Annotated in this window: 21 protein-coding genes, 1 tRNA gene and 3 pseudogenes; 14 read left to right on the forward strand and 11 right to left on the reverse strand. The window is 61.2% G+C overall.

Features of this window, described 5'->3' with window-relative positions:
• Positions 1-147 precede the first annotated feature (147 nt).
• From yidC to rpmH, 3 genes are read right to left on the reverse strand one after another with little or no spacing between them, the layout of a single operon-like run.
• Positions 148-2,010, reverse strand: a complete 1,863-nt coding sequence (gene yidC, locus ACP2YO_RS03605; protein ID WP_426439136.1) for a membrane protein insertase YidC — start codon at positions 2,008-2,010, stop codon at positions 148-150.
• Between the two features lie 3 nt (positions 2,011-2,013).
• On the reverse strand, positions 2,014-2,403 hold the full coding sequence (rnpA, locus tag ACP2YO_RS03610) for a ribonuclease P protein component (RefSeq protein WP_426439138.1): 390 nt from the start codon (positions 2,401-2,403) through the stop codon (positions 2,014-2,016).
• Positions 2,404-2,432: 29 nt separating this feature from the next.
• A complete protein-coding gene (rpmH, locus tag ACP2YO_RS03615; RefSeq protein WP_008542748.1) occupies positions 2,433-2,567 on the reverse strand; it encodes a 50S ribosomal protein L34 in 135 nt (44 codons plus the stop codon).
• A 394-nt stretch (positions 2,568-2,961) separates the two neighbouring features.
• Between rpmH and ACP2YO_RS03620 the strand changes: the two genes are divergently transcribed.
• Together ACP2YO_RS03620 and ACP2YO_RS03625 are read left to right on the forward strand one after the other, a co-directional pair.
• On the forward strand, positions 2,962-4,440 hold the full coding sequence (locus ACP2YO_RS03620; protein ID WP_426439140.1) for a sensor histidine kinase: 1,479 nt from the start codon (positions 2,962-2,964) through the stop codon (positions 4,438-4,440).
• Positions 4,441-4,702: 262 nt separating this feature from the next.
• Positions 4,703-4,779, forward strand: a tRNA-Arg gene (locus tag ACP2YO_RS03625).
• A 156-nt stretch (positions 4,780-4,935) separates the two neighbouring features.
• Here ACP2YO_RS03625 and ACP2YO_RS03630 read toward each other — a convergent pair.
• Both ACP2YO_RS03630 and ACP2YO_RS03635 read right to left on the reverse strand, forming a co-directional pair.
• Positions 4,936-5,390: pseudogene (locus ACP2YO_RS03630) on the reverse strand (hypothetical protein).
• On the reverse strand, positions 5,387-5,683 hold the full coding sequence (locus ACP2YO_RS03635) for a hypothetical protein (protein WP_426439142.1): 297 nt from the start codon (positions 5,681-5,683) through the stop codon (positions 5,387-5,389). The pseudogene ACP2YO_RS03630 and the gene ACP2YO_RS03635 overlap by 4 nt, the downstream one beginning before the upstream one ends.
• Positions 5,684-5,983: 300 nt before the next feature.
• On the opposite strand from ACP2YO_RS03635, the gene ACP2YO_RS03640 reads away from it, so the two are divergent.
• The 10 genes and pseudogenes from ACP2YO_RS03640 to ACP2YO_RS03685 all read left to right on the forward strand — a co-directional run bounded on the left by ACP2YO_RS03640 (position 5,984) and on the right by ACP2YO_RS03685 (position 15,338).
• Positions 5,984-6,169 (forward strand): hypothetical protein, encoded by a 186-nt coding sequence (locus ACP2YO_RS03640; protein ID WP_426439144.1) that lies wholly within the window; start codon positions 5,984-5,986, stop codon positions 6,167-6,169.
• Positions 6,166-6,645 (forward strand): cation transporter, encoded by a 480-nt coding sequence (locus ACP2YO_RS03645; protein WP_426439146.1) that lies wholly within the window; start codon positions 6,166-6,168, stop codon positions 6,643-6,645. The genes ACP2YO_RS03640 and ACP2YO_RS03645 overlap by 4 nt, the downstream gene beginning before the upstream one ends.
• Positions 6,646-6,905: 260 nt before the next feature.
• The gene (locus tag ACP2YO_RS03650) at positions 6,906-7,265 is read left to right on the forward strand and encodes a hypothetical protein (RefSeq protein WP_426439148.1); all 360 of its coding nucleotides are present in this window, start codon (positions 6,906-6,908) and stop codon (positions 7,263-7,265) included.
• Positions 7,266-7,365: 100 nt separating this feature from the next.
• Positions 7,366-7,770, forward strand: a complete 405-nt coding sequence (locus tag ACP2YO_RS03655) for a FixH family protein (RefSeq protein ID WP_426439150.1) — start codon at positions 7,366-7,368, stop codon at positions 7,768-7,770.
• Complete coding sequence (locus tag ACP2YO_RS03660; RefSeq protein ID WP_426439152.1) at positions 7,767-9,023, forward strand: TolC family protein; 1,257 nt, start codon at positions 7,767-7,769, stop codon at positions 9,021-9,023. Before ACP2YO_RS03655 ends, ACP2YO_RS03660 begins: the two co-directional genes overlap by 4 nt.
• Positions 9,024-9,055: 32 nt before the next feature.
• The gene (locus ACP2YO_RS03665) at positions 9,056-10,309 is read left to right on the forward strand and encodes an efflux RND transporter periplasmic adaptor subunit (RefSeq protein WP_426439154.1); all 1,254 of its coding nucleotides are present in this window, start codon (positions 9,056-9,058) and stop codon (positions 10,307-10,309) included.
• Complete coding sequence (locus ACP2YO_RS03670; RefSeq protein ID WP_426439156.1) at positions 10,306-13,503, forward strand: efflux RND transporter permease subunit; 3,198 nt, start codon at positions 10,306-10,308, stop codon at positions 13,501-13,503. Before ACP2YO_RS03665 ends, ACP2YO_RS03670 begins: the two co-directional genes overlap by 4 nt.
• Positions 13,504-13,549: 46 nt before the next feature.
• Positions 13,550-13,984: a helix-turn-helix domain-containing protein gene (locus ACP2YO_RS03675; RefSeq protein WP_426439158.1), complete on the forward strand. Its 435-nt coding sequence runs from the start codon at positions 13,550-13,552 to the stop codon at positions 13,982-13,984.
• Positions 13,985-14,182: 198 nt separating this feature from the next.
• Entirely contained in the window at positions 14,183-14,749 is a 567-nt protein-coding gene (locus ACP2YO_RS03680) for a sigma-70 family RNA polymerase sigma factor (RefSeq protein WP_426439160.1), read from the forward strand.
• A pseudogene (locus tag ACP2YO_RS03685) lies at positions 14,736-15,338 on the forward strand (DUF1109 domain-containing protein). Before ACP2YO_RS03680 ends, ACP2YO_RS03685 begins: the two are co-directional and overlap by 14 nt.
• A 613-nt stretch (positions 15,339-15,951) precedes the next feature.
• Here the strand turns inward: ACP2YO_RS03685 and ACP2YO_RS03690 are convergent.
• On the reverse strand, positions 15,952-16,413 hold the full coding sequence (locus ACP2YO_RS03690; protein WP_426439162.1) for a hypothetical protein: 462 nt from the start codon (positions 16,411-16,413) through the stop codon (positions 15,952-15,954).
• Here ACP2YO_RS03690 and ACP2YO_RS03695 point away from each other — a divergent pair.
• Positions 16,314-16,805 (forward strand): hypothetical protein, encoded by a 492-nt coding sequence (locus ACP2YO_RS03695; RefSeq protein WP_426443544.1) that lies wholly within the window; start codon positions 16,314-16,316, stop codon positions 16,803-16,805. The genes ACP2YO_RS03690 and ACP2YO_RS03695 overlap by 100 nt on opposite strands.
• Positions 16,806-16,915: 110 nt before the next feature.
• Positions 16,916-17,440: a MarR family winged helix-turn-helix transcriptional regulator gene (locus ACP2YO_RS03700; protein ID WP_426439164.1), complete on the forward strand. Its 525-nt coding sequence runs from the start codon at positions 16,916-16,918 to the stop codon at positions 17,438-17,440.
• A gap of 16 nt (positions 17,441-17,456) precedes the next feature.
• Here ACP2YO_RS03700 and ACP2YO_RS03705 read toward each other — a convergent pair.
• The 5 genes and pseudogenes from ACP2YO_RS03705 to ACP2YO_RS03725 all read right to left on the reverse strand — a co-directional run.
• A pseudogene (locus tag ACP2YO_RS03705) lies at positions 17,457-17,573 on the reverse strand (ATP-binding protein); the annotation flags it as partial.
• A 435-nt stretch (positions 17,574-18,008) separates the two neighbouring features.
• Positions 18,009-18,956: a methylmalonyl Co-A mutase-associated GTPase MeaB gene (meaB, locus tag ACP2YO_RS03710; protein WP_426439166.1), complete on the reverse strand. Its 948-nt coding sequence runs from the start codon at positions 18,954-18,956 to the stop codon at positions 18,009-18,011.
• Between the two features lies 1 nt (position 18,957).
• Positions 18,958-20,640 (reverse strand): acyl-CoA mutase large subunit family protein, encoded by a 1,683-nt coding sequence (locus tag ACP2YO_RS03715; RefSeq protein ID WP_426439168.1) that lies wholly within the window; start codon positions 20,638-20,640, stop codon positions 18,958-18,960.
• On the reverse strand, positions 20,637-21,089 hold the full coding sequence (locus tag ACP2YO_RS03720; protein ID WP_426439170.1) for a cobalamin B12-binding domain-containing protein: 453 nt from the start codon (positions 21,087-21,089) through the stop codon (positions 20,637-20,639). The genes ACP2YO_RS03715 and ACP2YO_RS03720 overlap by 4 nt, the downstream gene beginning before the upstream one ends.
• The gene (locus ACP2YO_RS03725; RefSeq protein ID WP_426439172.1) at positions 21,086-21,688 is read right to left on the reverse strand and encodes a TetR/AcrR family transcriptional regulator; all 603 of its coding nucleotides are present in this window, start codon (positions 21,686-21,688) and stop codon (positions 21,086-21,088) included. The genes ACP2YO_RS03720 and ACP2YO_RS03725 overlap by 4 nt, the downstream gene beginning before the upstream one ends.
• Positions 21,689-21,754 lie beyond the last annotated feature (66 nt).

Consider the following 21,754-nt stretch of genomic DNA (forward strand, 5'->3'; position numbering starts at 1 on the left):
GCCCCAACACAATCCCTTGCGCCACGGGTGTGGCGCGATATGCCCCCCTCACTGGTGAGGAGCTGCGAAGCGGCGCCACGAACCATGAGGTCCGGCACCGCTTCGGCCGAAGACGCGATCAGAGAGTCGAGCTCCTGATCTCTGTCGTCACGCTTTTTTTGTCTCAGTCGTCACGCTTTTTTTTTGAAACATCGACTTCAGATTGTCGAACAGTTCCACCTTCACCCCGTTGCGACGCATGATGAAGCTTTGTTGCAGCACCGAGAGCGTGTTGTTCCAGGCCCAGTAGATCACGAGTCCGGCCGGGAAGCCCGCCAGCATGAAGGTGAAGATCAGCGGCATCCAGTCGAAGATCAGCTTCTGCGTCGGGTCCGGCGGCGTCGGATTGAGCTTCATCTGGAACCACATCGTGATGCCCATGATGATCGGCCAGATGCCCATCGCCAGATAGTGCCCGAATATCGGAAGTTGCGTCGGATCGTAGTGCAGCAGGCCGAACAGCGTGAACAGATTGGTCGGATCCGGCGACGAGAGGTCCTTGACCCAGCCGAAGAACGGCGCGTGCCGCATTTCGATGGTGATGAACAGCACCTTGTAGAGCGAGAAGAACACCGGGATCTGGAGCGCGACGGGAAGACAGCCGGCGATCGGGTTGATCTTCTCCTTCTTGTAGATCTCCATCATCTCCTGCTGCTGCTTCACCCGGTCGTCGGGATAGCGTTCCTTCAGCGCGGCGAGCTGCGGCTGCACCGACTTCATCTTCGCCATCGAGGCGTAGGATTTGTTGGCGAGCGGGAAGAACAGCAGCTTCACGAGGACGGTGACGAGCAGGATGGCGATGCCGAAATTCCCGACCACGTGATAGAACCAGTCGAGCGCCAGGAACATCGGCTTCGTGATGAAGTAGAAGTGTCCCCAGTCGATCAGGAGATCGAAATGGTTGAGGCCGAGCTGCTTGTTGTAGCCGCCGAAGCCGACCAGCGGGAAGTTGAGGCCGACCGTGGCCGCCTCTTTCGCGCCGGCGAACAGCCGCGCATTGGCGACGGCGGTGCCGCCGATCGGCACGGTTTGCGGCCCGAGCATGTAGTCGGCCTGATAGCGCTTGTCGCCGGTCGTAAATCGGGCGGTTTCCAGGGTCGCATCGGTATCCGGCAGAAGGGCCGCAGCCCAGTATTTGTCGGTGATGCCAAGCCAGCCGTTGGTCACCTTCTGGAAGACGACGCCGCGTGAGTTTCCACCGGTGGAAATCTTGCTGTCGTCGAGGTTCTTGTAGCTGTATTCCTGCAAGCCCTGTTCGCCGAGATAGCCGATCGGGCCCTCGTGCAGGATCGCGTAGCCGGAGACCGGCGGTTTGCCGCCGCGCGAGATCAGCGCGAACGGATACAGCGTCACCGGTGCGGTGCCGAGATTGTTGACCTCGTCCTTGATGGTGAAGAGATAGCGATCGTCGATTGCGATAGTGCGGCGGAAGATCAGCCCGCTGCCGTTATCGTATTTCAGCGTCACGGGACTGGTTGGCGTCAGGCTGCCTGAGCCCTCTTGCTGCCAGACCGTATCGACATTCGGGGTCGTCACGGCCGCCCCGTTGGACGAAAGCCACAAGAACTCGGCGTAATAGGGATCCGCCGTGCCCGATGGCGACAACAGCACGATCGGTGGCGATTTGGGATCGACGGTCTCGCGGAACTGGACCAGCGACAGATCGTCGATCCGGGCGCCCTTCAGCGCGATGCTGCCGGTGACGCGGGGGGTCTCGATGCTGATGCGCGGGCCGGATGCGAGCACGGTCTCGCGGCTGACCACCGGGGCCTCGGCTGCGGGCGTGGCCGATGTCGGCGCGGGCGTCGAGGAAGTTCCCGGAGTCGGCTGCGGCGTCGGCTTCTGCAGTTCGGTCTGCTTGGTCTCGGCGCGCTGCTTCTCCATCTGCGGCACATTGTAGAAGTATTGCCAGGCGATCAGGACAAGCCCGGACAGAATGACGGCAAGGATGGTATTGCGGTTGTCGGACATCTCTTAAGGTCTCGTCATTCCGTTCGGATTACGCGCCTTGTTAGACGCCTTATGACGCCCCTCGGGCGCAGGCCGGTCGAGGCGGCGCAGCGCCGACCGTAGATCGTCAAGCATGGTCGCAAAGTCACGGGTCAGCGCGTCACGACGGCCGACTAGCACATAATCATGGTGCGGTCGCATCGATAGGACATCGACGCGTTTCACCACTTCGCGAAGCCGGCGGCGGATGCGATTGCGCTCGGTCGCGGTACCATTCTTCTTGGTGACGGTGAAGCCGACACGGATCGGGCCATCATCGTCGCGGCGCAGTTGCTGCAGCACAAACGCCGCACTGTTCGCCCGCGCGCCATTGGCAACGGCGAGGAAGTCCGCCCGCTGCCTTAGCCGATCCATAAAAATCTCCGGAAAGGAGACGTCCGGGCTCAGGCGCTCAGGCGCTTGCGGCCACGCGCGCGACGCGCGGCGAGGACCTTGCGGCCGCCGGCCGTGGCGAGACGGGCGCGGAAGCCGTGACGGCGCTTGCGCACCAGTTTGCTGGGTTGATAAGTCCGCTTCACGGGTAAGTCTCCGCTGACCGGGCAGTTTGCCTGGATTAAGATAAAGTCCGTTGAGATGAAGTCCGGTAATGCTGGCGGGCCCACAGCGGGCCGTTCACGGCCCCAATGAGCCGCCCCCGGTCAAGAACCGAGCCATCGCGGACAGTTGCGCGGCTTATAAGGGAGCGTCCCCTTTTCGTCAATGTCACAGGGTGACGCAAAGGGGCTTCTTCGAAAGGTCGCAATTGGGGCGAATATATCTGTTTTTGCGGGGTTTTTGGCGGTAAGGGGGGGGCGCCTTGCGGCGCTGCGGGGAACCCGCCGACATTAGCGATCCGTAATTTGACCGGCTTGGGGGCCGGGCCGCATCTTCGACCCCGGATCTTCGACCCCCAGGCCAAACTAGGCTTATCTTGTGGCTGAAATCGACGATCAGGTGACCGAGCTGAAGCTGCGGCCCAAGCCGTCTCTCCGGCTCGGACTGTCCGGCAAGCTTTTGCTACTGACGATTCCCCTGGTGATGATCGCCGGGCTCCTGATCTACGTGCCGGCGATCGCCAACTTCCGCATGAACCGGCTGAACGACCGTCTGGCCGCCGCCAACACCGCGGCGCTGGTGCTGGATGCTGCGCCCTCCGGCATGGTGCCGGATTCGCTGGCGCGGCAGATACTGACCAGCATCGGCGCGCGCGCGGTCGCCATCAAGCTGGGGCAGCAGCGCCGCCTGCTCGCCAGCGCCGACCTGCCGGCCGCGATCGATCATGATGTCGATATGCGGGCCATGACCGTGTGGTCGGCGATTGTCGACGCCTTCGAGATCATGCTGGAGCACGGAGATCAGACCATCCGCGTGGTCGGCGCCGCGCCGGGCCAGGCCCAGTTCATCGAGGTGGTGATCGACGAAAGGCCGCTGCGGCGAGCGATGTACCGCTTCTCGCGCAACGTCCTCGTCGTGGCGCTGCTGATCGCGGGCCTGACCGCCGGCCTCGTCTATTTCGCGCTTCACTATCTGTTCGTCCGCCCGATGCGGCGGCTGACCGCGAACCTGATCGGCTTCCACGAAAATCCGGAAAGCTCGGCGCGAATCATCGTGCCGAGCCAGCGCGGCGACGAAATCGGCGTCGCCGAGCGCGAGCTGTCGGACATGCAGCGCGACCTCGTCTCGATGCTGCATCAGAAGAGCCGGCTCGCCGCGCTGGGACTTGCCGTCTCCAAGATCAATCACGATTTGCGCAATTTGCTGGCGTCCTCGCAGCTGCTGTCGGATCAACTCGCGAGCGTGCCCGATCCGCGGGTGCAACGCTTTGCGCCCAAGTTGTTGCGCTCGCTGGAGCGTGCCATCGCCTTCTGCCAGTCGACGCTGTCCTACGGCCGCGCGCAGGAGGCGGCGCCCGACCGCCGCGTCCTCGCGGTCGAGCCGGCGGTCGCCGAGGTGCGGGAATCCGCCGGGCTCGCCACCGACGCCATGATCAGCTGGATCAGCGCGATCGAGCGCGGGCTGACCATCGACGCCGACCCGGACCAGCTGTTCCGCGTGTTGCTCAACCTGGTGCGCAACGCCGCGCAGGCGTTGGAGAACCGGCCCGCGAGCGACGGCGGTGCCATGCAGATCCGCATCACCGGCCGCCGCGAGGGGACAGTTGCTATCATCGAGGTCTCCGACACCGGTCCCGGCGTGCCGGCCAAGGCGCGCGAGCATCTGTTCGAGGCGTTCCAGACTTCGGGCCGCCCCGGCGGCAGCGGGCTGGGCCTTGCCATCTCAGCGGAGCTGATCCGTGCCCATGGCGGCAATATCCATCTGGTCGAAGGCACCATCGGCGCCACCTTCCGGATCTCGATCCCGGACCGGCCGGTGGAGCTGCTCTCCATCCGAAACGAGCGGGCACGGGCGTAAGCGCCCGGGTGCCATTCCGGGGCGGCGCAAGGCGCCGAACCCGGAATCTCGAGCTTGTTGTACGAGATTCCGGCGTTGCACCCGGAACGACAGAAAATGGGTCATCCAGGCTCTGTTTTCGCCTTTCCCGGTCAAAATCGCCGCTCAGAACCTGCCTCCAAGACCTTGCCAACCGGACCGGGAGCCTGTAGCTAAAGCGCTCTTTCGCGCTGTTTCCGGGCGTTCCTGGATGCACGCCGGCCCTATGGCCTGCCGCGAAGATGCGCCCGTAGCTCAGCTGGATAGAGCATCAGACTACGAATCTGAGGGTCGGACGTTCGAATCGTTCCGGGCGCGCCATTTAACCATCTGATCAGCCAATCAATTTCAGGATGAGCCCACAGTGACACCCAGACTAATATTTCCATTTAGTCTGGGTTTTAGTCTGCCGTTAACGCTTGCTTCTGTTCTTCGCTGAACAGATGACGCTCACGTCTCACAAAGCAGGGAAGATGCTCAGGTATGAGCAGCCCGATTTTCCCCAAACGTAAAATTCCTCGCGATAAGCACCTTATCGGTCGTGTCTGTATCGCGTTTTAGGTCACCGGGCGAAATAGTTCCGTCTTCGAGACTATGGAACGAGTATTGTTGGTGATAGGCATCCTGCCCGTCGCGATGATAGATATTGTCACCATAGCGATAGAGTGTCGTTCCGAGCATGACGGGCATCTTGTTACGAAAGCGCGGGTCGTTCCAATAGGCGTGTCGAAGGTTGTAATTTCGTCGACCTGCATCCAATAGGTCAAGTGCCCGCGCAATTGCGGCAGGGCTGCTCCCGTACCGAGCACGATGTCGCCGCGCTCGGCTTTCCTGCGGATGCGCGGCTTGCAGCAAGCAAGAGTGCACACGCCGTGGAACGGATTTGGTGCGAACCCGAGATCGTGCTCGACCACATATGTGAAGACATTCATGTAGACTTGGCTTTCTCTTCGACGCAGAGGTTGTGCTCCATCTGCACTTTTGGCATCGCGGTGCCATCTGGCGTTTCAAAACACATCACGTCATCGTCCGCAGCGACGGCGCGAAACTTGTCTACGTTCCACGGAATGATGGAATAGGCGTAGTTTGACGCCGCCGCAGGCGCTTCCGTTGTGCCAGGCGCTCCCTCTGGCCAGCCGCAGATTGCGCGTCGGCCGCCATTTGGTGTCTTTTTAGGCTCGGCTTCGATGCCAGGATCGGCACAAACTGCGGGCGTCATAACCACTAGCACTAGCTCGTCATCGGAGGCAGGATCAGGGGCGCCCGACGTGCGGCAAAACGGTCACCATCAACGTGTTCGACCCACCAACGCCAATCCGGTCGCCCCGAAGGGCTACTCGGCCTCAGTGCTCATCGTCAACGGGGCCAGTCGAGAGCCGCTTCCGCTCGTTCAATCGGGAGACAACAGCTTGAGGGGCGAAGCCAAGAACGCTTTCGGGGCGGACGCGACGACCACGCTGAATATCAAGACCGAGGCAGGGAAACCCGGACAGGTCCGATACAAGCTCGGGAGCCGGTGAGGAGCATGCAAACTGAAGCGCCGCCTCGCCAAAAATCAGAAACGACCAACGGCCGGGTCGCGTTGATCCAGCAGGCCTTCCGCCTTGAGTATTTCACGCTTGCCTGGATGATGATCGAATCCGTGGTAGCAATGGATCGGGTATTGCGGCCGGCAGTATTGCGCTGTTGGCCTTCGGAATCGACAGCTTGATCGAGTTAGCGTCGGCTGGCGTTCTCGTTTGGCGCCTGACTATTGAGCTTCGACACGGTCAGACCTTCGCCGAGACAGCGGAGAGAATGGCTTCCCGCATCGGCGGGGCGTTGCTGTTTGCGCTGGCCGCCTATGTTGTCGCCAGCGCTGGCTGGAAATTATGGACGCAGCAAGGGGCAGAGTTCTCGCTACCCGGTCTCGTTGTCAGTGTGCTCGCCATCCCGATCATGTATTTTCTGTCACGGCGCAAACTGCAGGTTGCCGACGCGCTCGGGAGCCGCGCTCTTCGGGCCGATGCTGTCGAGAGCATTACATGTGGTTGGCTCGCCTTCGTCGTTGTGGGTGCTCTGGTCGCGCAACTCCTCATCGATGTGTGGTGGGTAGATCCGTTGGCCTCCCTTGGTGTTGTGTGGTTCGTCATACGCGAGGGCCGGGAGGCGTGGGAAGGCGAAGAGTGCTGCGACCGCTGCGAATAGACCCTGCCGCGCCTCGTCACCTTGACTTGCCGCCCGATCGGCTGCTCCGAATAGAGCCGAGCCAAATCCGCGCACCGTCATGCAGGAACCTCAGATCGCGCGAGCGCTGCCAGCGTAAATATCCCATGACGTTGGAAGACGTCTGAATCGCAAGTTAACCCTATGCGTTTCGTTACCATCTCGGGCTTTTTGCGATTGGTTGGCGAATTTGTGAAGTAAATCCGGCTTTCAAAGTTCCCCGTATCGTGTGATGTTGGGCCATGAACCTTCGCCGACTCATCGGTCGTCTGCTCGCGGTCTTTGTGATCGTTGGGTTGGTTGCGACTCCGCTGGTGACGCCAGCGGCGGCAAAGCGTCTGTCTGTTGCCGAGATGACAGATATGTTCGCGATATCGGGCGGTATGCCTTGTTGTCCAGGTGGAGAGAAGAATAAGGGCTGCCAAGACTGTCCGCTGGTCGCGATATGCATGCTGACGATTGCTCAAGCTGAGCCGCCCTTGGCAAGCAGCATCCCGGCTCCATTGCCCACCCGCAACAGCCTGTTTTTGGCGCTCGACGACTTGATCGTCGATGGGCTCATTGGATCCCCTCCGGACCATCCTCCCCGAACCTCGATCTGATCGGCGTTATCACGCCGCCGTCTGCTGCCGCGCCGTTTTGCAGCCGCGCGGATAATGCACGCCGTTATTAGCGGCTCATCAGGATATCGAGGATAGCAAAATGAAGAGTTTGAACTACGCGCGCGCCGTGCAGGCCGCGCTGATCGGCATCGCCATGACCGGTTCGGCCACGCTCGCGCGCGCCGACGTCAAGGACTACGAATTCCAACTCGTCGACCAGACAGTCAAAAAAGGTGACGCGATCATCGCGGTCCGCCTGATCCATAAGCCCGACGGGAAGCCGGTCTCCGATGCGGTGATTACCGCGACGCGACTGGATATGGCGCCAGAGGGCATGGAGACGATGAAAGCCGCGATCGAACCGATGCCCAGCACGGGGCCCGGCGTCTATCGCTTCAAGGCCGCGGTCACCATGGAAGGCGGCTGGCGATTGTCGCTGGGCGCCAAAGTTCAAGGCGAAACCGCAACAGTCGAAAACAAGCTCGTGCTGAAAGCGACGCCATGACGCGCGCGGGCGGCATCATCCGCTCGGCCGCCGTCGGGACAACCACAGTGTTGCTGTGGTTGTCGCCGGTGAGCGCGGCCGAACAAACTTTGCCCGGCGCCACCGTGGAAAGCGTCGTCGCGTTCGCCAAGCGTCTCAATCCAACGGTTGCCGCGGCGGCGCTCGATTTCGACGCCGCCGTGCACAAGATCGGGACGGCCGGCGTCTTGGCCGATCCGACGCTTGTCCTCGAGGCATGGGACGTAAATAGATTGGGAGTAGGGCAACGTCGCTTCGGTCTCCAGCAGGAATTCCAGCTATGGAGCAAATACGGCTTGGAGCGCGGTATCGCGCAGTCCGACGCCGACGCCGCGAAATTCCAGGGGCGCGCGACCGTGACGGAACTGATCGCGCAGGTCGTGGCAGCGCACGGAGAATACAACTCCGCCTATGAAGCCGTCGGAATCTCGCGGGAGATCAAGCGGCGGTTCGATGAAGTTCTGAGCTTGCTGAAGTCGCGGTACGGTACCACGTCGGTCGACCAGCAGGATGTCATCAGAGCCGATCTCGAGTCCGCGACAGCGGAAGGCGACGTAGTCCGTCGCGAAGGCGAGATGAAGTCCGCTGCGGCAAGGCTCAACTCGCTAATCGGTCGACCGTCCCAGGCGCCCTTGGCTGTGCCTACGGGCTTTCGAACCGTCAAGACGATGCCCCTCCCGCAGGTGCAGGCGCTTGCGCGTACCGCCAATCCGATGCTGGCATTAGCCGGGGCGCAGGCCAAGTCCGCAGCCCAAACCAAATCCCTGACCGATCTCAACTACTATCCCGACGTGACGCTCGGCGCGAAGTACGTGCAGCGGCCCGTCTCGAACTTCCCATCTGGAGATACCGGCGAGTTCATGTTGGGCGTCAAGCTGCCGTTGCACTACGAAGTCAAGGAAGCCGAGCAACGCGCGGCCGCCGCGCGTCTCGGCGCCGCGGAAGCCCGCAACGAGGCGCTGCGCCTGCGGATCGACGGACAGGTCGCCGACGCCTGGTTCGGCATCGATGCGCTGCGGAAAGTCATCCAGATCTACTCGTCGCGCCAACTGCCGCAGGCCCGATCGTCAGTCGAAAATGCGCGAAACGGCTTTCAGGCCGGTTCATCGGATATTTCGCTGGTTTTCCTATCGGAGCAAAGGCTCCGCACGGTCCAACTCGACTTGCTGAAGCTCAAGGTGGAGCTCCAGACGAAATATGCCGAGATGGAACGTCTGGCGGGAGGATCGCTATGAAACGAAACCTGAGCGCGCCGATCATTATTCTGATGCTCGCTGCCGCCGCTGCAACCGGGTGGTTTGGCGCTCGATCCAATTGGTTCGGCGCGCGCATGACCATGCCTGCCGATGCAAATGCGAGCACCATGTCCGGCGACGGCGCTTCACCCACGGCCATGGGAGAGGGTTCCAGGCGGATCAAATTCTACCGCAACCCGATGGGTCTCCCGGACACATCGGCGACGCCGAAGAAAGACTCAATGGGGATGGACTATCTGCCCGTCTATGAGGGCGAACAGGACGACGATTCGTCGGTCAAGGTGAGTGCCGGCAAGTTGCAAAAAGCGGGCGTTCAGACCGAGCTCGCGGAGCGCCAGACCCTCAATACGATGGTTCGCGCCCCAGGCACCGTTCAGGAGGACGAGCGCCGCCAATCAGTCGTGGCGCTGCGTTTCGAAGGCTTCATCGACACCGTCGCAAACGTCACGACCGGCGATCATATTCACAAGGGCGAACCGCTGATGCGCATCTACGGCCCGAACCTGTCGAGTGCCGCCGCCGAGTACCTGTCCGCTCTGAACGCGCGTCAGGACGCCGGCATAACCAATCAAGCCTTGAAGGGCGCGCGCCGGCGCCTTGAAAATCTGGGGGCGCCCGACGCATTCATTGCCGACATAGAGCGTACGCGCGAGGTACCGGTTTACGTGAACTGGCCTGCTCCGCAGGACGGCGAAATCGTGACGCGCGCGGCGGTCAACGGCATGCGCGCAGCGCCGGGGGACGTCCTGTTCCGGATTTCCGACCACTCCGTCGTCTGGGTGTTGGCCGATGTCGCGGAGAGCGACCTCGGCCTGATCGAGGTCGGGCAAAAGGCCATCGTTCGGCTCCGCTCCGATCCCGACAAGGCCTTCATCGGCAAGGTCGGGTTGATCTATCCGCACCTGATGGCAGAGACGCGGACGGGGCGGATCAGAATCGAATTGCCCAATCGCGACGAGGTGATGCGGCCGGACATGTATGCGGACGTGGAGATCGCCACCGGGACGGAGGCTCCCGTCGTCACCGTGTCCAGCAGCGCGGTTATCGACGGCGGCGACCGGCAGATCGTGCTTCTCGACAAGGGCGACGGCCGGTTCGAACCGCGCAACGTGAAACTCGGGCGCCGCGGCGGCGGCCGCGTCGAGATCAAGGAAGGGCTCGCCGAAAACGACAAAGTCGTCGTCTCCGCGAACTTCCTGATCGATGCCGAGAGCAATCTGAAGGCCGCGCTTAGTGGCCTGGATCCCAAGGAGAAATCGCAATGATCGCGCGGCTCATTGACTGGTCGGCCCGCAATCTGACGCTGGTGCTGATCGGAGCGGTCTTTGCCGTGGCATCCGGCGTCTACGCCGTACAGCATTCGGCACTGGATGCGATCCCCGATCTCTCCGACACCCAGGTGATCGTCTACACCGAGTACAAGGGGCAGGCCCCCCAGGTCATCGAAGACCAGGTCACCTATCCGCTGACGACCGCCATGTTGACTGTGCCGAAATCCAAGGTGGTGCGCGGCTTCTCGTTCTTCGGCGTCTCGTTCGTGTACATCATCTTCGAGGACGGCACCGACATCTATTGGGCGCGTTCGCGCGTGCTCGAATATCTCAACGCCGCCGCCCGCCAACTGCCGAACGGCGTGACTCCGACCTTGGGGCCGGACGCCACCGGTGTCGGTTGGGTCTATCAGTATGCCCTGCAGTCCAAGGACAAATCGCTGGCCGATCTGCGGTCGCTGCAGGACTGGACCGTGCGTTACGGCATATCCAAGGCCGAGGGCGTCGCGGAAGTGGCAAACGTCGGCGGCTTCGTCAAGCAGTACAATATCATCGTCGATCCGAACCGCCTGAGGTCGCTGGATATCCCGCTTGCCAAGGTGCGTGACGCGATCCGCGGCAGCAACATGGATGTCGGCGGCCGGACCGTGGAACTCTCGGAGTTCGAATTCATCATACGCGGTCGCGGCTACGTCAAAAGTCTTTCCGACCTTTCGAACATCGTTCTTAAGGTCGACAAGGGCACGCCGGTGCTGCTCAAAGACGTGGCGCGCATCGAGTTCGGCCCCGACGAGCGCCGGGGCATCACCGAGCTCAATGGCGAGGGCGAGGTCGCTGGCGGCATTGCCCTGCAACGCTTCGGCCAGAATGCGCTCGATGTGATTGACAACGTCAAGGCGCGGCTTGCCGAGATGGCGACAGCGCTGCCAAAGGACGTGCAGATTATACCGGTCTACGACCGTTCGAACCTCATTCACAGCGCGATCGAAACGCTGAAGCGGACGCTCACAGAGGAGAGCATAGTCGTCGCGCTTGTCTGTATCGTGTTCCTGCTGCACGTCCGCAGCGCCCTGGTCGCAATCGTGATGCTCCCGGTCGGGATCCTGATGGCCTTCAGCGCCATGAAGGCGCTCGGCATCGGCTCCAACATCATGAGCCTTGGCGGCATCGCCATCGCCATCGGCGCGATGATCGATGGCGCCATCGTCATGATCGAGAACGCTCACAAGCATCTCGAACGCGCCCCTCCCGACAAGCCGCGCCTGGAAGTCCTGATCGAGGCGGCGAGTGAAGTCGGCCCGGCGTTGTTCTTCAGCCTGTTGATCATCACGGTGTCGTTCCTCCCGATCTTCACCATGGAATCCCAAGAGGGACGCCTGTTCAGCCCGTTGGCCTTCACTAAGACCTTTTCGATGGCAGCGGCGGCAATCCTATCGGTCACTCTGGTGCCGGCGCTGATGGTGCTGTTCGTGCGCGGCCGGATTGTTCCGGAGCACAAGAACCCCATCAATCGGTTCCTGATCTGGATCTATCGGCCACTGATCCAGAGCATCTTGCGAGCCAAGACCTTGACGATCTTTCTCGCTTTGGTCGCGCTGGCGATAAGCACCTGGCCCGCACGGCAACTTGGAACGGAGTTCATGCCGAGCCTGAATGAAGGCACGTTGATGTACATGCCGACCACGTTGCCGGGCTTGTCGGTGACCAAGGCGGCCGAGACCCTGCAAACCCAGAACAAGATCATCAAATCATTTCCCGAAGTCGCTTCTGTCTACGGCAAATCAGGCCGCGCCGAGACCGCGACCGATCCTGCTCCGACCGAAATGTTCGAAACCATCATCAACCTGAAACCCAAGGATGAATGGCCAGCAGGGCTGAACGTCGACGGTTTGATTGCCGATCTGGACAAGGCCTTGCAGTTTCCCGGCGTCTCCAACGCCTGGACCATGCCGATCAAGGCCCGTACTGACATGCTCGCGACCGGAATTCGCACGCCGGTTGGCATCAAGGTCTTGGGTAACGATCTGACTGAGATGGAAAAGCTGGCACGGCAGATCGAAACCGTCGTCAAGGCGGTACCGGGCACATCCAGCGCTTATGCAGAGCGGGTGATCGGCGGCTACTATCTGGATATCGTTCCGAATCGCGAGGCCCTTGCGCGGTACGGTCTGATGGTCAGCGACGTGCAGAACACGGTGTCGTCGGCCTTGGGCGGGGAAACGATCACAACGACGGTCGAAGGCCGTGAACGCTACGGCGTCAACCTGCGTTATCCCCGCGATCTGCGCAGCGACCCCCAATCGATCGCGCGTGACGTGCTGGTGGCCATGCCCGGCGGCGGGACGGTGCCTCTCGGCGAGGTCGCCGCCATCAAGCTGACGCGCGGCCCGACATCGATCCGTACTGAGAACGGGCAACTTGCCGTCTACATCTTCGTGGACATCCGCGACCGCGACCTCGGCGGCTATGTGGCCGACGCCAAGAAGGCCGTGGCCGCCAGTGTTCAGTTTCCGCCGGGAAACTACGTCGTCTGGAGCGGCCAGTTCGAGTACCTGGAGCGCGCCACGGCCAAGCTGAAGATCGTGGTGCCCGTCACGCTGCTGATTATCTTCCTGCTGCTCTATCTCAATTTCCGGCGGTTGACTGAGACGCTGATCGTGATGCTGTCGCTGCCGTTCGCGCTTGTCGGCGGTCTATGGCTGATGTGGTGGCTTGGCTTCAATCTGTCGGTCGCAGTGGCCGTTGGCTTCATCGCCTTGGCAGGCGTAGCAGCCGAGACCGGGGTCATCATGTTGATCTATCTGGATCAGGCGATGAAGGAGCTTCATGCGGAACGGCTCGCCGAAGGCAAGCCGTTCACGCGACGCGACCTGAACGAGGCGATCATGCTGGGCGCGGTCGAGCGGGTGCGACCCAAGATGATGACCGTCGTCGCCATCATGGCCGGTCTCATTCCGATCCTGTGGAGTACCGGCACGGGCTCAGAGGTTATGCAACGCATCGCCGTGCCGATGATCGGCGGCATGATTTCGTCGACGATCCTAACGCTCATCGTCATCCCAGCCGTTTATGCCCTGATCAAGGGATTTGGGTTGCCTCGGGCGCCCGAGGTGGCAGTCCCGGTGGAAACGGGGGGCACGGTTAAGACACCGACAGGTCCATTCGACCGTTCGCAAGCCGCGGAATGAATGGAAGCGCGTACCCGTTCGACTGATGCAACGCCAGGATAGCGCTATGGACGTTTGGGATTTCAAGAAATGGCGGAAAAAGCTCGGATACTCCCAGGTCGCGGCGGGAGAAAAACTGGGGCTCAGCCGCGGCGCCGTCCAATATTGGGAAAGCGAAATCCGACCCATCCCGCTAGCCATCGAACTCGCCTGTCGAGAGCTCTTGCGTCAGTCCAAGTTGGGTCAGGGATCTGGCCGCGTGACCCTGCTTTATGCCGACGCTCCGATATCGCAGGAGGATCCACCCTGTGGCAATCTGGTTTTGCGGCGCGAGCGGCACCCGAACAACGAGAGTGCCCTCAATCAGGTCGTCCGATTGAGGGAAGCCGTGACGCTGTTCATGCCCCTCATCGTGGAAGACGATCGAACCGTAATCTGGTCCGGTCCTGAATTGCTACATGAATGCGACGCGCGGAAGCAACGCGCGGAGCTAGCGGAGTGAATTTGCATAATTGACCGGCACCCCGCCGGACGTCTCAGGCAACCGCTAAATTGGGGCGCGCGCGCCCTCGAAACGACGATTTTGTTGAGATCACCAGAAGCTACAAGAGATCGATTTTCGGAATTGCTTTTCTTCAAGGGGAGGGCCGTCCCTGTAATCAAACCGGCCAGGCCAGCGAACCAACAGAGATGCGCAGGGATGACGAGCCACGAAATCGAACTCAAGGCCCTGATGCTCGCCAGCCTGGACGGCGACGCGGCTTCGTACCGCGGGTTGCTCGATCGATTGAGCCGCCGCTTGCGCGGGTATTACAAGGCCAAACTCGCCAAGATTGGGAGGGGCGCTACCGAGACGGAAGATCTGGTTCAGGAGGGGCTTTTGGCGATCCACTTGAAGAGGCATACCTATGATCCCGCCGAGCCCTTCACGCCGTGGTTACATGCGATCGCACGCTACAAGTTGATCGACTTTTTGCGCCGGACACGCCCGTCGCTTGCCGATGTACCCATCGAGGAGGCCGATACCATCATGGCGCATGACGACAGTCTCGGCGCCGAAAGCACGTATGATCTCAAACGGCTGATGCGGCGGCTGCCGGAGAAAATGCGATGTTCCATCGAGGCTGTAAAACTGGACGGACAGAGCATAGCCGAAGCAGCAGACCGCTGCAGTATCTCCGCATCCGCGGTAAAGGTGAATATTCACCGTGGCCTCAAAACGCTGGCCGCCTTCATCGCCCGAGAACGCGAACATGAAAACGGATGATCTCGTGGCCATCCAGAGTACGAACCCTGAGCCGGTCGACCGCAGGTCAATCGTTCGGACGCTCTGTCTCGCACTTGCAGCAGGAATGGTTGTGGCGCTGTGACTACGGCCCGCGCCTTGGGCTTTCTCACCGTGAAGCTCTCCTTCGCGGTCGGGATCGTCGGCCTTGCGTTGATCTATTTGGCGAGATTGGCCCGCCCCGGGGGCGGGCGAAGGACATCATCTCTCCTGATCGCAATTCCGTTTCTTCTCATCGCTCTGCTTGCCGCAATCAGCCTTGGGCTGGCGCCGGCCTCGCATTGGGACAAAATGGTCGTGGGAGATGAATGGCTGGAATGCCTTGTCTCGATTCCGATCATTGCGATAGTTCCCTTTGCTATTTCCATCTGGGCCGTGCGAAGAGCCGCACCCACAAATCTCGTCCGTACAGGCGCTGTCGCCGGTCTCGTCGCAGGCGGTGTCAGTGCGGTGGCTTATGCGCTTCATTGCACGGACCTCATTGCCCTTCGTGGCGGTCTGGTACGGCGGCACGATTGTGCTGTGCACCTTCGCAGGCGCGATACTTGGACCGCGATTGTTGCGGTGGTGATGGGCGGTTCGCCCTTCACGCCGACGTGAGGTAACCGTTAGACGATTGGCTCCGAACTCATCATTAGAAGCGCAAACGACGCGCTTCCGACAGATGATGGAGCCGGACAATGTTAACGAAACGTCTTCTTACGATTTCACTCCTACTGCCGATGGTGGCGATATCTGCAACCGCCCACGCGGGGGCGACCATCTCGGACAAGAGGTATTGGCCGAACGAGGCCACACAACGCGCGCAAGACAGAACAGTTGGTGCGCAACGCGATTTGAATTCTGCGTTCGCCTACGACCGGACACCGTCGCACTTGCAGCCCGCAGTGAATCCGAACGAGAGCGGATCCACTTGGCGTTATTACGGCGGGCCGAAATCCCGGTAACGTTTATCCAGGCCTGCCGTGCGGTTGGCTATCCCGACAGTTTCAGGCGCACGTACTTCGCTGTTTGTACCTGAGTTGGATCGTTTGCTGGTTGCGGCCCGTGCGAGCTTTTCGGAGCCTGCCGCTATCTGGGTGTTCCGTCCGATACCTTGAGCTAGAAGCCGAGGATGCGGGGACTACGCATGCCTGCGAGCCGCCATCTTACAATACGGTAAACGCGACGACAGCTTGCGGCTCTTAGCTGCCGGAACCCGCTCTCTGGTTTTGAAGGGTGCGATCCTTGACCGTCCGCGCTATCGCCGTCGGCGCATCGTCGGGGATCGCGAAGCACGAACTCACGTTGATTTCGCAGAGGACGTAGGTGTCGGCGCCGGCCGCATCCCGCGGGCCGTAGAGGAAATCCGCGTCCCAGATGACCGGCAAAGACATTTCGTCGATGCCCAGCGTTTCCATCAACCGCGGGGTCCACTCGTCCTCCATCGACCGTCGCAGCGCCTGGAACGGCGGAGCCTCGGGTCCCTGCATGATCCGCGGCCGGGTTGTGCCTCCGGAGAATCGGGGCCATCGGGCGGCGGTGGGATCAAGGCCTTGATCAGTTGGTGCCCGAAGCCCGCGACCTTCGACCCGCTCATGTAGCAGCGGATCATCCCTTCGGGCAGGCGAGGCTGGAACGCCTGATCGATGATGCAGCCGCCCCATCCGAAATACGGCTCGCAGCGGGCGATGAAGGCGTCGAGTGGAATCTCCTCGGGTTGGCTGCCGCGCTGGGCGTGGAGCACCCGGAGCATCGCATCCGCATTCGGCAAGGCTTCCACCTTCCAGACACCTTGGCCTCCATTCCCGCGGTTCTGCTTAAGTACGCGTGGGCCGTGCGCACGAAGGCGCGGCGGGAGTTCGGCGCGGAGGGTATTGACGCTGTCGTATCCCACGAAGGCACGACGATCCATTTCCGACATGGCAATTCGTCCCCTCTTGGTTCGTTTTCATTTGCGAGCCAGCGGCTGAAAGCGCGTTGGCCAAGCCTCAGGTATTTACATGAGACGCAAATAGTTTGCATGCAATATATTAAGAGTCAATCGTCTTTGATGTGATATAGTATTACTAGAGCAAGCTGGGCGAGCGGCTTGGCTCACGATAGGATTCAGGCCAACGAGCGGCTCGTGTTTGCCGGCGGCGGATTACGAAAGTGAAGTCACGAACAATGAGCAATCGACGCGACCTGAGGAACCGAAGCGGCGATGTCGCCATCGCACCGGTCGAGATGCCAGGGCTCGACAATCATCTGTGTTTCGCGCTCTACGCCGCCAGCAATCATATGACGCGGCTGTTCGTACCGTTCCTCAACAAGCTCGGCGTTACCTATCCCCAGTACCTGGTTCTGGTCGTGCTTTGGGAGCGTGGGGCTCAAGGCGTCGGAGAATTGGCTACGGCGCTGCAAATGGACCTCGGCTCGCTCTCGCCGATGCTTAAACGTCTCGAGGCCAAGGGATTGGTGACACGGCGACGGCAGGCAGAGGACGAACGGCGTGTTCTTGTCGACCTGACGACCAAGGGCATATCGCTGCGCAAGCGAACCGAACAGATGCTGGGTAAATTCTACTGCTTCCTGAATATGCCTCTGGATGAGCTTTTCGATCTGAAGGACCGGCTGCGTCATTTCGTAAACTCGGCGGGGCCCAAGGAGATGAAGACAGCGCCTGTTAAGCTGTCGGATCCTGCGTTTTAATTCGCCTTGAACTGCGTCAGTTCCTGCCCGCACTCTTGAGGCGGCAACTACTGTCGTTTCCCGTTTCGATGATGTCGCAGTGCTTAATGATGCGATCGAGCAGCGCGGTCGTCATCTTGGCGTCTGTGAAAACGCGCGAATCTGTTGTGTCGTCGCGTATGCAACTCGCCTTGGCTTCCGATCGACATCCGTCGGTTGCCAGGTCATCCAAATTCGATTCTCCTCCAAATTGCTTACTTGCTCGAACGAACCGGAACTTAAGCTTTCGTCCGGGCGCGCACAGAGCGCTGCAAAATAAGGGAAATTTGGCGCGCCCGGAACGATTCGAACGTGTGACCTTTGCCTTCGGAGGGCAGCGCTAGGCGACCGCCTGAAATGGCAATTTGAGATGGGTGCATGTCCCCGCAGCCAAGTTCGAAATCGAAGCCCAGCAATCTCAAACGGTTGCTGGGCTTCTGTTTTTGACGCCGGAGGTGACTCCCGGAAAATCAACGGCCTGGTTTCGTAGATTCAAATCACTCGCGGAAATCAACGAGCGCGACGGAGCGAAGACGGTCGCTGGGGCGCGTCAAATTGCCTTACGCAGTGCCCGCGTTGCGGCTGTCTCAAGGCTGATCTCGCCTGACGATACCGCATTGATCAGTGCGTCGGCATCGTCTCCACTGCGTTCGAGCACCAGATGCCGCGCCAGTTTTGCGGCTGTCTGCGCGATCAGGCGGCGCAGGCGCCTCTTGCGTAACCGGTCTTTTTCCGCAGGAGGCTTCCGAAGGATCTGATCGACGGCACCGCAGAGTTCGTCGATGCCACGGCCAAGCGTCGCGGCGGTCAAGACAATCGGCACATGCTGACGCGCCGGATCGCGCAGGGCCAGCATGCTCCGGAGTTGCCTGGCGGCCAAATCGGCGAGTGGGAAATCGGCCTTGTTGACGACGAAGATGTCGGCGATTTCGAGAACGCCTGCCTTGATCGCCTGAACGTCGTCGCCGAAGCCAGGCGCGCTGACGACGACGCAGACGTCCGCAATCTCTGCAACCTCGACTTCGGACTGACCGGTCCCCACTGTCTCGATGATCACGACCTCGCGGCCGGCGGCATCCATGGCATCGACGGTCCAGTGAATGCTCTCGGACATCCCGCCCAGATGGCCACGGGACGAAATCGAGCGAATGAAGACACCGGGATCGGCCGTGTGCCGATGCATCCGGATCCGATCGCCGAGCACGGCGCCACCGGTCAGCGGACTTGAGGGATCAATTGCGGCAACGGCAATCGAACGGCCGGCGCGGCGCAATTGGGAAATGAAGGCGTCGACCAGTGTCGACTTGCCGACGCCTGGCGCGCCGGTGAAGCCGATGACGTTCGCCCGTCCGGCGAAAGGACGAATGCGCTGGCGCACCGCTGGGCCCAGTTCGCTGTCATCGACGAGCGTAATGCACCGCGCCAGCGCGGCGACGTCGCCGGCTACGAGGCGCTCGATCAGCGCGTCAAGATTCGACTGAGCCAGTTCCTTCGCCATGTCAGGCGATGATAAGCGGCTGTCCGAACCCCAATTCCCTGCGCAGGCAACTGACGATCTCGCCGTGGGTGACGCCAAGCTCCGCCGCTTCGACAACCCGGGCGTAGATGTTTTCCGAGGAACTGGCGGCCGCACTGGTGATGGCGTCGAGCCCGCGCTGCACATCGGCCTGGCTTCGCTGCTCCTTGAAAGCCTTGAAACGCGCCACATGTTCCTTCATTCGCGTGAGATCAGGCCGCTCGGTGGCGCGACTTGAACGCACTTCATCATCGTCCTGATAACAATTGACGCCGACGACCTTTTGTTCGCCCGACTCGATCTTCGCCTGAAAGGCCAGCGCGGATTCGCCGATCATGGTCTGCACCAGGCCTGCTTCGGCGGCCTTGTACATTCCGCCGGCGGCGTCGATCCTGCTGATGACCGCTTCGATCTCCGCTTCCATCCGGTCGGTGAGCGTCTCGACGTAATACGAACCGCCCAGGGGATCGATGACGTCGCAAAGATGCGCTTCCTCACGCAGGATATTCTGGGTCGCAACCGCGATCTGCGCCGACTCGGCCGTCGGCGTCGATGTCGCCTCATCATACGCATCGGTGTGCATGGACTGCAGCCCGCTGAGAATTCCGGCGATCGCCTGCGTCGTCACGCGCGCGATGTTGTTGAGTGGTTGCTGTTCCGTCAGGTCGACGCCCGAGGTTTGCCCGTGGAATTTGAAGCGCCATGAGGCCGGATTTTTGGCGCCGAGCCGTTCACGGGCCAGACGCGCCCAGATGCGGCGGCCGGCGCGGAACTTGGCGATCTCCTCGAAGAAGCTGATCGAGATATCGAAAAAGAACGTGAAGCGACGAAGCGTCACGTCAACGTCCATGCCACGTTCGATGCAATCCTGCGCATATTGCAGGGCGGTCGACAGCGTGAAGCCCATCGTCTCGGCGGGCGTGGCGCCAGCCTGTTGCATGTGCTGGCCCACCACCGAGACCGGATTCCAGTTCGGAACATGCTGTCGACAGAAATCGATGTGATCCAGCAACACGCGCCGCGAGCCCGGAAGCGACAGGCGATAGAACATGTGGTTGGCGATAAAGTGAGACAGATAGTCGCTTTGATTTGATGTTCCCGAGATCGACGTCCAGGGAATGCCGCGTTTTTTCGCCACGCCCAGCGTGAACGCCAGCAAGGTAAAGGGTGACGGATCGTTCATCGCGGTCGATATCTGTCCCAGCGGCACGCCGGCCAGGGCCCGATCCATGTGATCCGATGTGTTCACGACGGTGCCGCAGGTCCCGAGCAGGACCGGATCGACCTCATCGCAATCGATACCGCGAAAGCCGGAATTGCAAGGCAGCAGGCTGATCGCGGTGGCGCCGTGATCGAGAATGCTTCGGACGCGCCGGTTATAATCCTCGGGGGTACCGAGGCCGATTAGTTGGCGCTGTGTCCAGGTTCGCCCGCGGTGCATGGTCGGATAGATTCCACGCGTATAGGGATACTGCCCGGGAAAGGAGAGATCGGTCAGGTAACGTTCGCCACTCCAGTCCCGCGAGGTGTAGAGCGGATTGATCTCGACACCGGAGCGATTTTGAACCGTGCGATCGTCCTCGATCTGCTGCGCGTAGTCGCCGCGCCATTGCCCGAACGCCTGATCGAATCCGGGCAACGACAGCTGGACAGCTTCCTTGGTCATCGCGCACGCTCCCAAAGACTTTCATTTCTCGCCTGGCGCGCCTGTTGCGCCGTCCGGGCTACCTGCTCGACAATGGCCGCGCGCGACGAACCGGGACCAAAGATGGCTTTCACACCGGCATCGATCAGCGCAGGCCGCTCGTCATCGGGAATGATGCCGCCGACGACAACGCCGACATGGTCGAGGCCGGCGGCTCTCAGGGCGGTCACGAATTGCGGGACGATCAAATGGTCGGTCGCCAGCGAACTGAGGCCGATCACATCAACGTCTTCTTCCGTGGCCAGCTTCACCACGGCCTCGATCGTTTGCCACGGCGGCGTATAGATCACCTCCATGCCGGCGTCGCGGAGATAAGCCGCGACGATGCGGCTGCCACGGTCATGGCCGTCTAGTCCGATTTTGGTTAGGAGCACGCGGGCGGGCGGGTCAAAGCGCGGATTGTTGTTCATCGCGAACGTCCCGAGTGATCTTCGCCGAGCAATGCACGCAGGGGAGCGAGCAGTTCCTGCGCGATCGACGCGAGGTCTCTGCGACCCGCTTCGCGGTACCAGACCGGCGTCCAGTTCATCGCTCCGAGCAGGAAAAGGCGCGCCAGCGAGACGTCTCTCCCGGCCGATAACGAAAGCTCCGCGAAAAGCGACCGGAAGCGCGCCTCGTAACGCTCGCGCAATATCCGGAGTTCGTTCGCCACGTCGGGAACGTCGCTTGGAAGAATGCGGATGACCACGCGCGCATAGGCGCTCGCGTCGAGGATCGCTTCGAGATGGGCGAGCGTCGCGTTTTCGAGACGCTCCCACGGGCGCGTTTCGCCGGCCAGCGCCCGATCGAGCCGCGCGAGGATGCGCTGAACGCCCTCTTCATAGACCGCCAGCAGGAGCGCCTGCTTCGTCGGCACATGAAAATAAACAGCCCCAGGCGTCATCGCGGTCGCGGTCGCGAGCTCGCGGATGGTGGTTGCATGATACCCCTGTTCAGCGAATCGCGCCGCGGCAGCATCCAGCAGCGCCGGCCAACGGTTTGCCTGTCGTTTTGCGTTGGTGGCCGCCAATGGTATTCCTTCTGGCTCTAACTAACTAAACGATTGTTTAGCACACGAAGGTATGCATAATCAAAC

The organism is Bradyrhizobium genosp. P, assembly GCF_049949265.1.
GTDB lineage: Bacteria > Pseudomonadota > Alphaproteobacteria > Rhizobiales > Xanthobacteraceae > Bradyrhizobium.

Excerpts from the sequence above, each read along its gene's own strand:
- yidC (WP_426439136.1), bottom strand. The coding sequence starts at position 2,010 with ATGTCCGACAACCGCAATACCATCCTTGCCGTCATTCTGTCCGGGCTT.
- rnpA (WP_426439138.1), bottom strand. The coding sequence starts at position 2,403 with ATGGATCGGCTAAGGCAGCGGGCGGACTTCCTCGCCGTTGCCAATGGC.
- ACP2YO_RS03640 (WP_426439144.1), top strand. The coding sequence starts at position 5,984 with ATGCAAACTGAAGCGCCGCCTCGCCAAAAATCAGAAACGACCAACGGC.
- ACP2YO_RS03650 (WP_426439148.1), top strand. The coding sequence starts at position 6,906 with ATGAACCTTCGCCGACTCATCGGTCGTCTGCTCGCGGTCTTTGTGATC.
- ACP2YO_RS03655 (WP_426439150.1), top strand. The coding sequence starts at position 7,366 with ATGAAGAGTTTGAACTACGCGCGCGCCGTGCAGGCCGCGCTGATCGGC.
- ACP2YO_RS03660 (WP_426439152.1), top strand. The coding sequence starts at position 7,767 with ATGACGCGCGCGGGCGGCATCATCCGCTCGGCCGCCGTCGGGACAACC.
- ACP2YO_RS03665 (WP_426439154.1), top strand. The coding sequence starts at position 9,056 with ATGCTCGCTGCCGCCGCTGCAACCGGGTGGTTTGGCGCTCGATCCAAT.
- ACP2YO_RS03670 (WP_426439156.1), top strand. The coding sequence starts at position 10,306 with ATGATCGCGCGGCTCATTGACTGGTCGGCCCGCAATCTGACGCTGGTG.
- ACP2YO_RS03675 (WP_426439158.1), top strand. The coding sequence starts at position 13,550 with ATGGACGTTTGGGATTTCAAGAAATGGCGGAAAAAGCTCGGATACTCC.
- ACP2YO_RS03680 (WP_426439160.1), top strand. The coding sequence starts at position 14,183 with ATGACGAGCCACGAAATCGAACTCAAGGCCCTGATGCTCGCCAGCCTG.
- ACP2YO_RS03690 (WP_426439162.1), bottom strand. The coding sequence starts at position 16,413 with ATGGGGCGGCTGCATCATCGATCAGGCGTTCCAGCCTCGCCTGCCCGA.
- ACP2YO_RS03700 (WP_426439164.1), top strand. The coding sequence starts at position 16,916 with ATGAGCAATCGACGCGACCTGAGGAACCGAAGCGGCGATGTCGCCATC.
- meaB (WP_426439166.1), bottom strand. The coding sequence starts at position 18,956 with ATGGCGAAGGAACTGGCTCAGTCGAATCTTGACGCGCTGATCGAGCGC.
- ACP2YO_RS03715 (WP_426439168.1), bottom strand. The coding sequence starts at position 20,640 with ATGACCAAGGAAGCTGTCCAGCTGTCGTTGCCCGGATTCGATCAGGCG.
- ACP2YO_RS03720 (WP_426439170.1), bottom strand. The coding sequence starts at position 21,089 with ATGAACAACAATCCGCGCTTTGACCCGCCCGCCCGCGTGCTCCTAACC.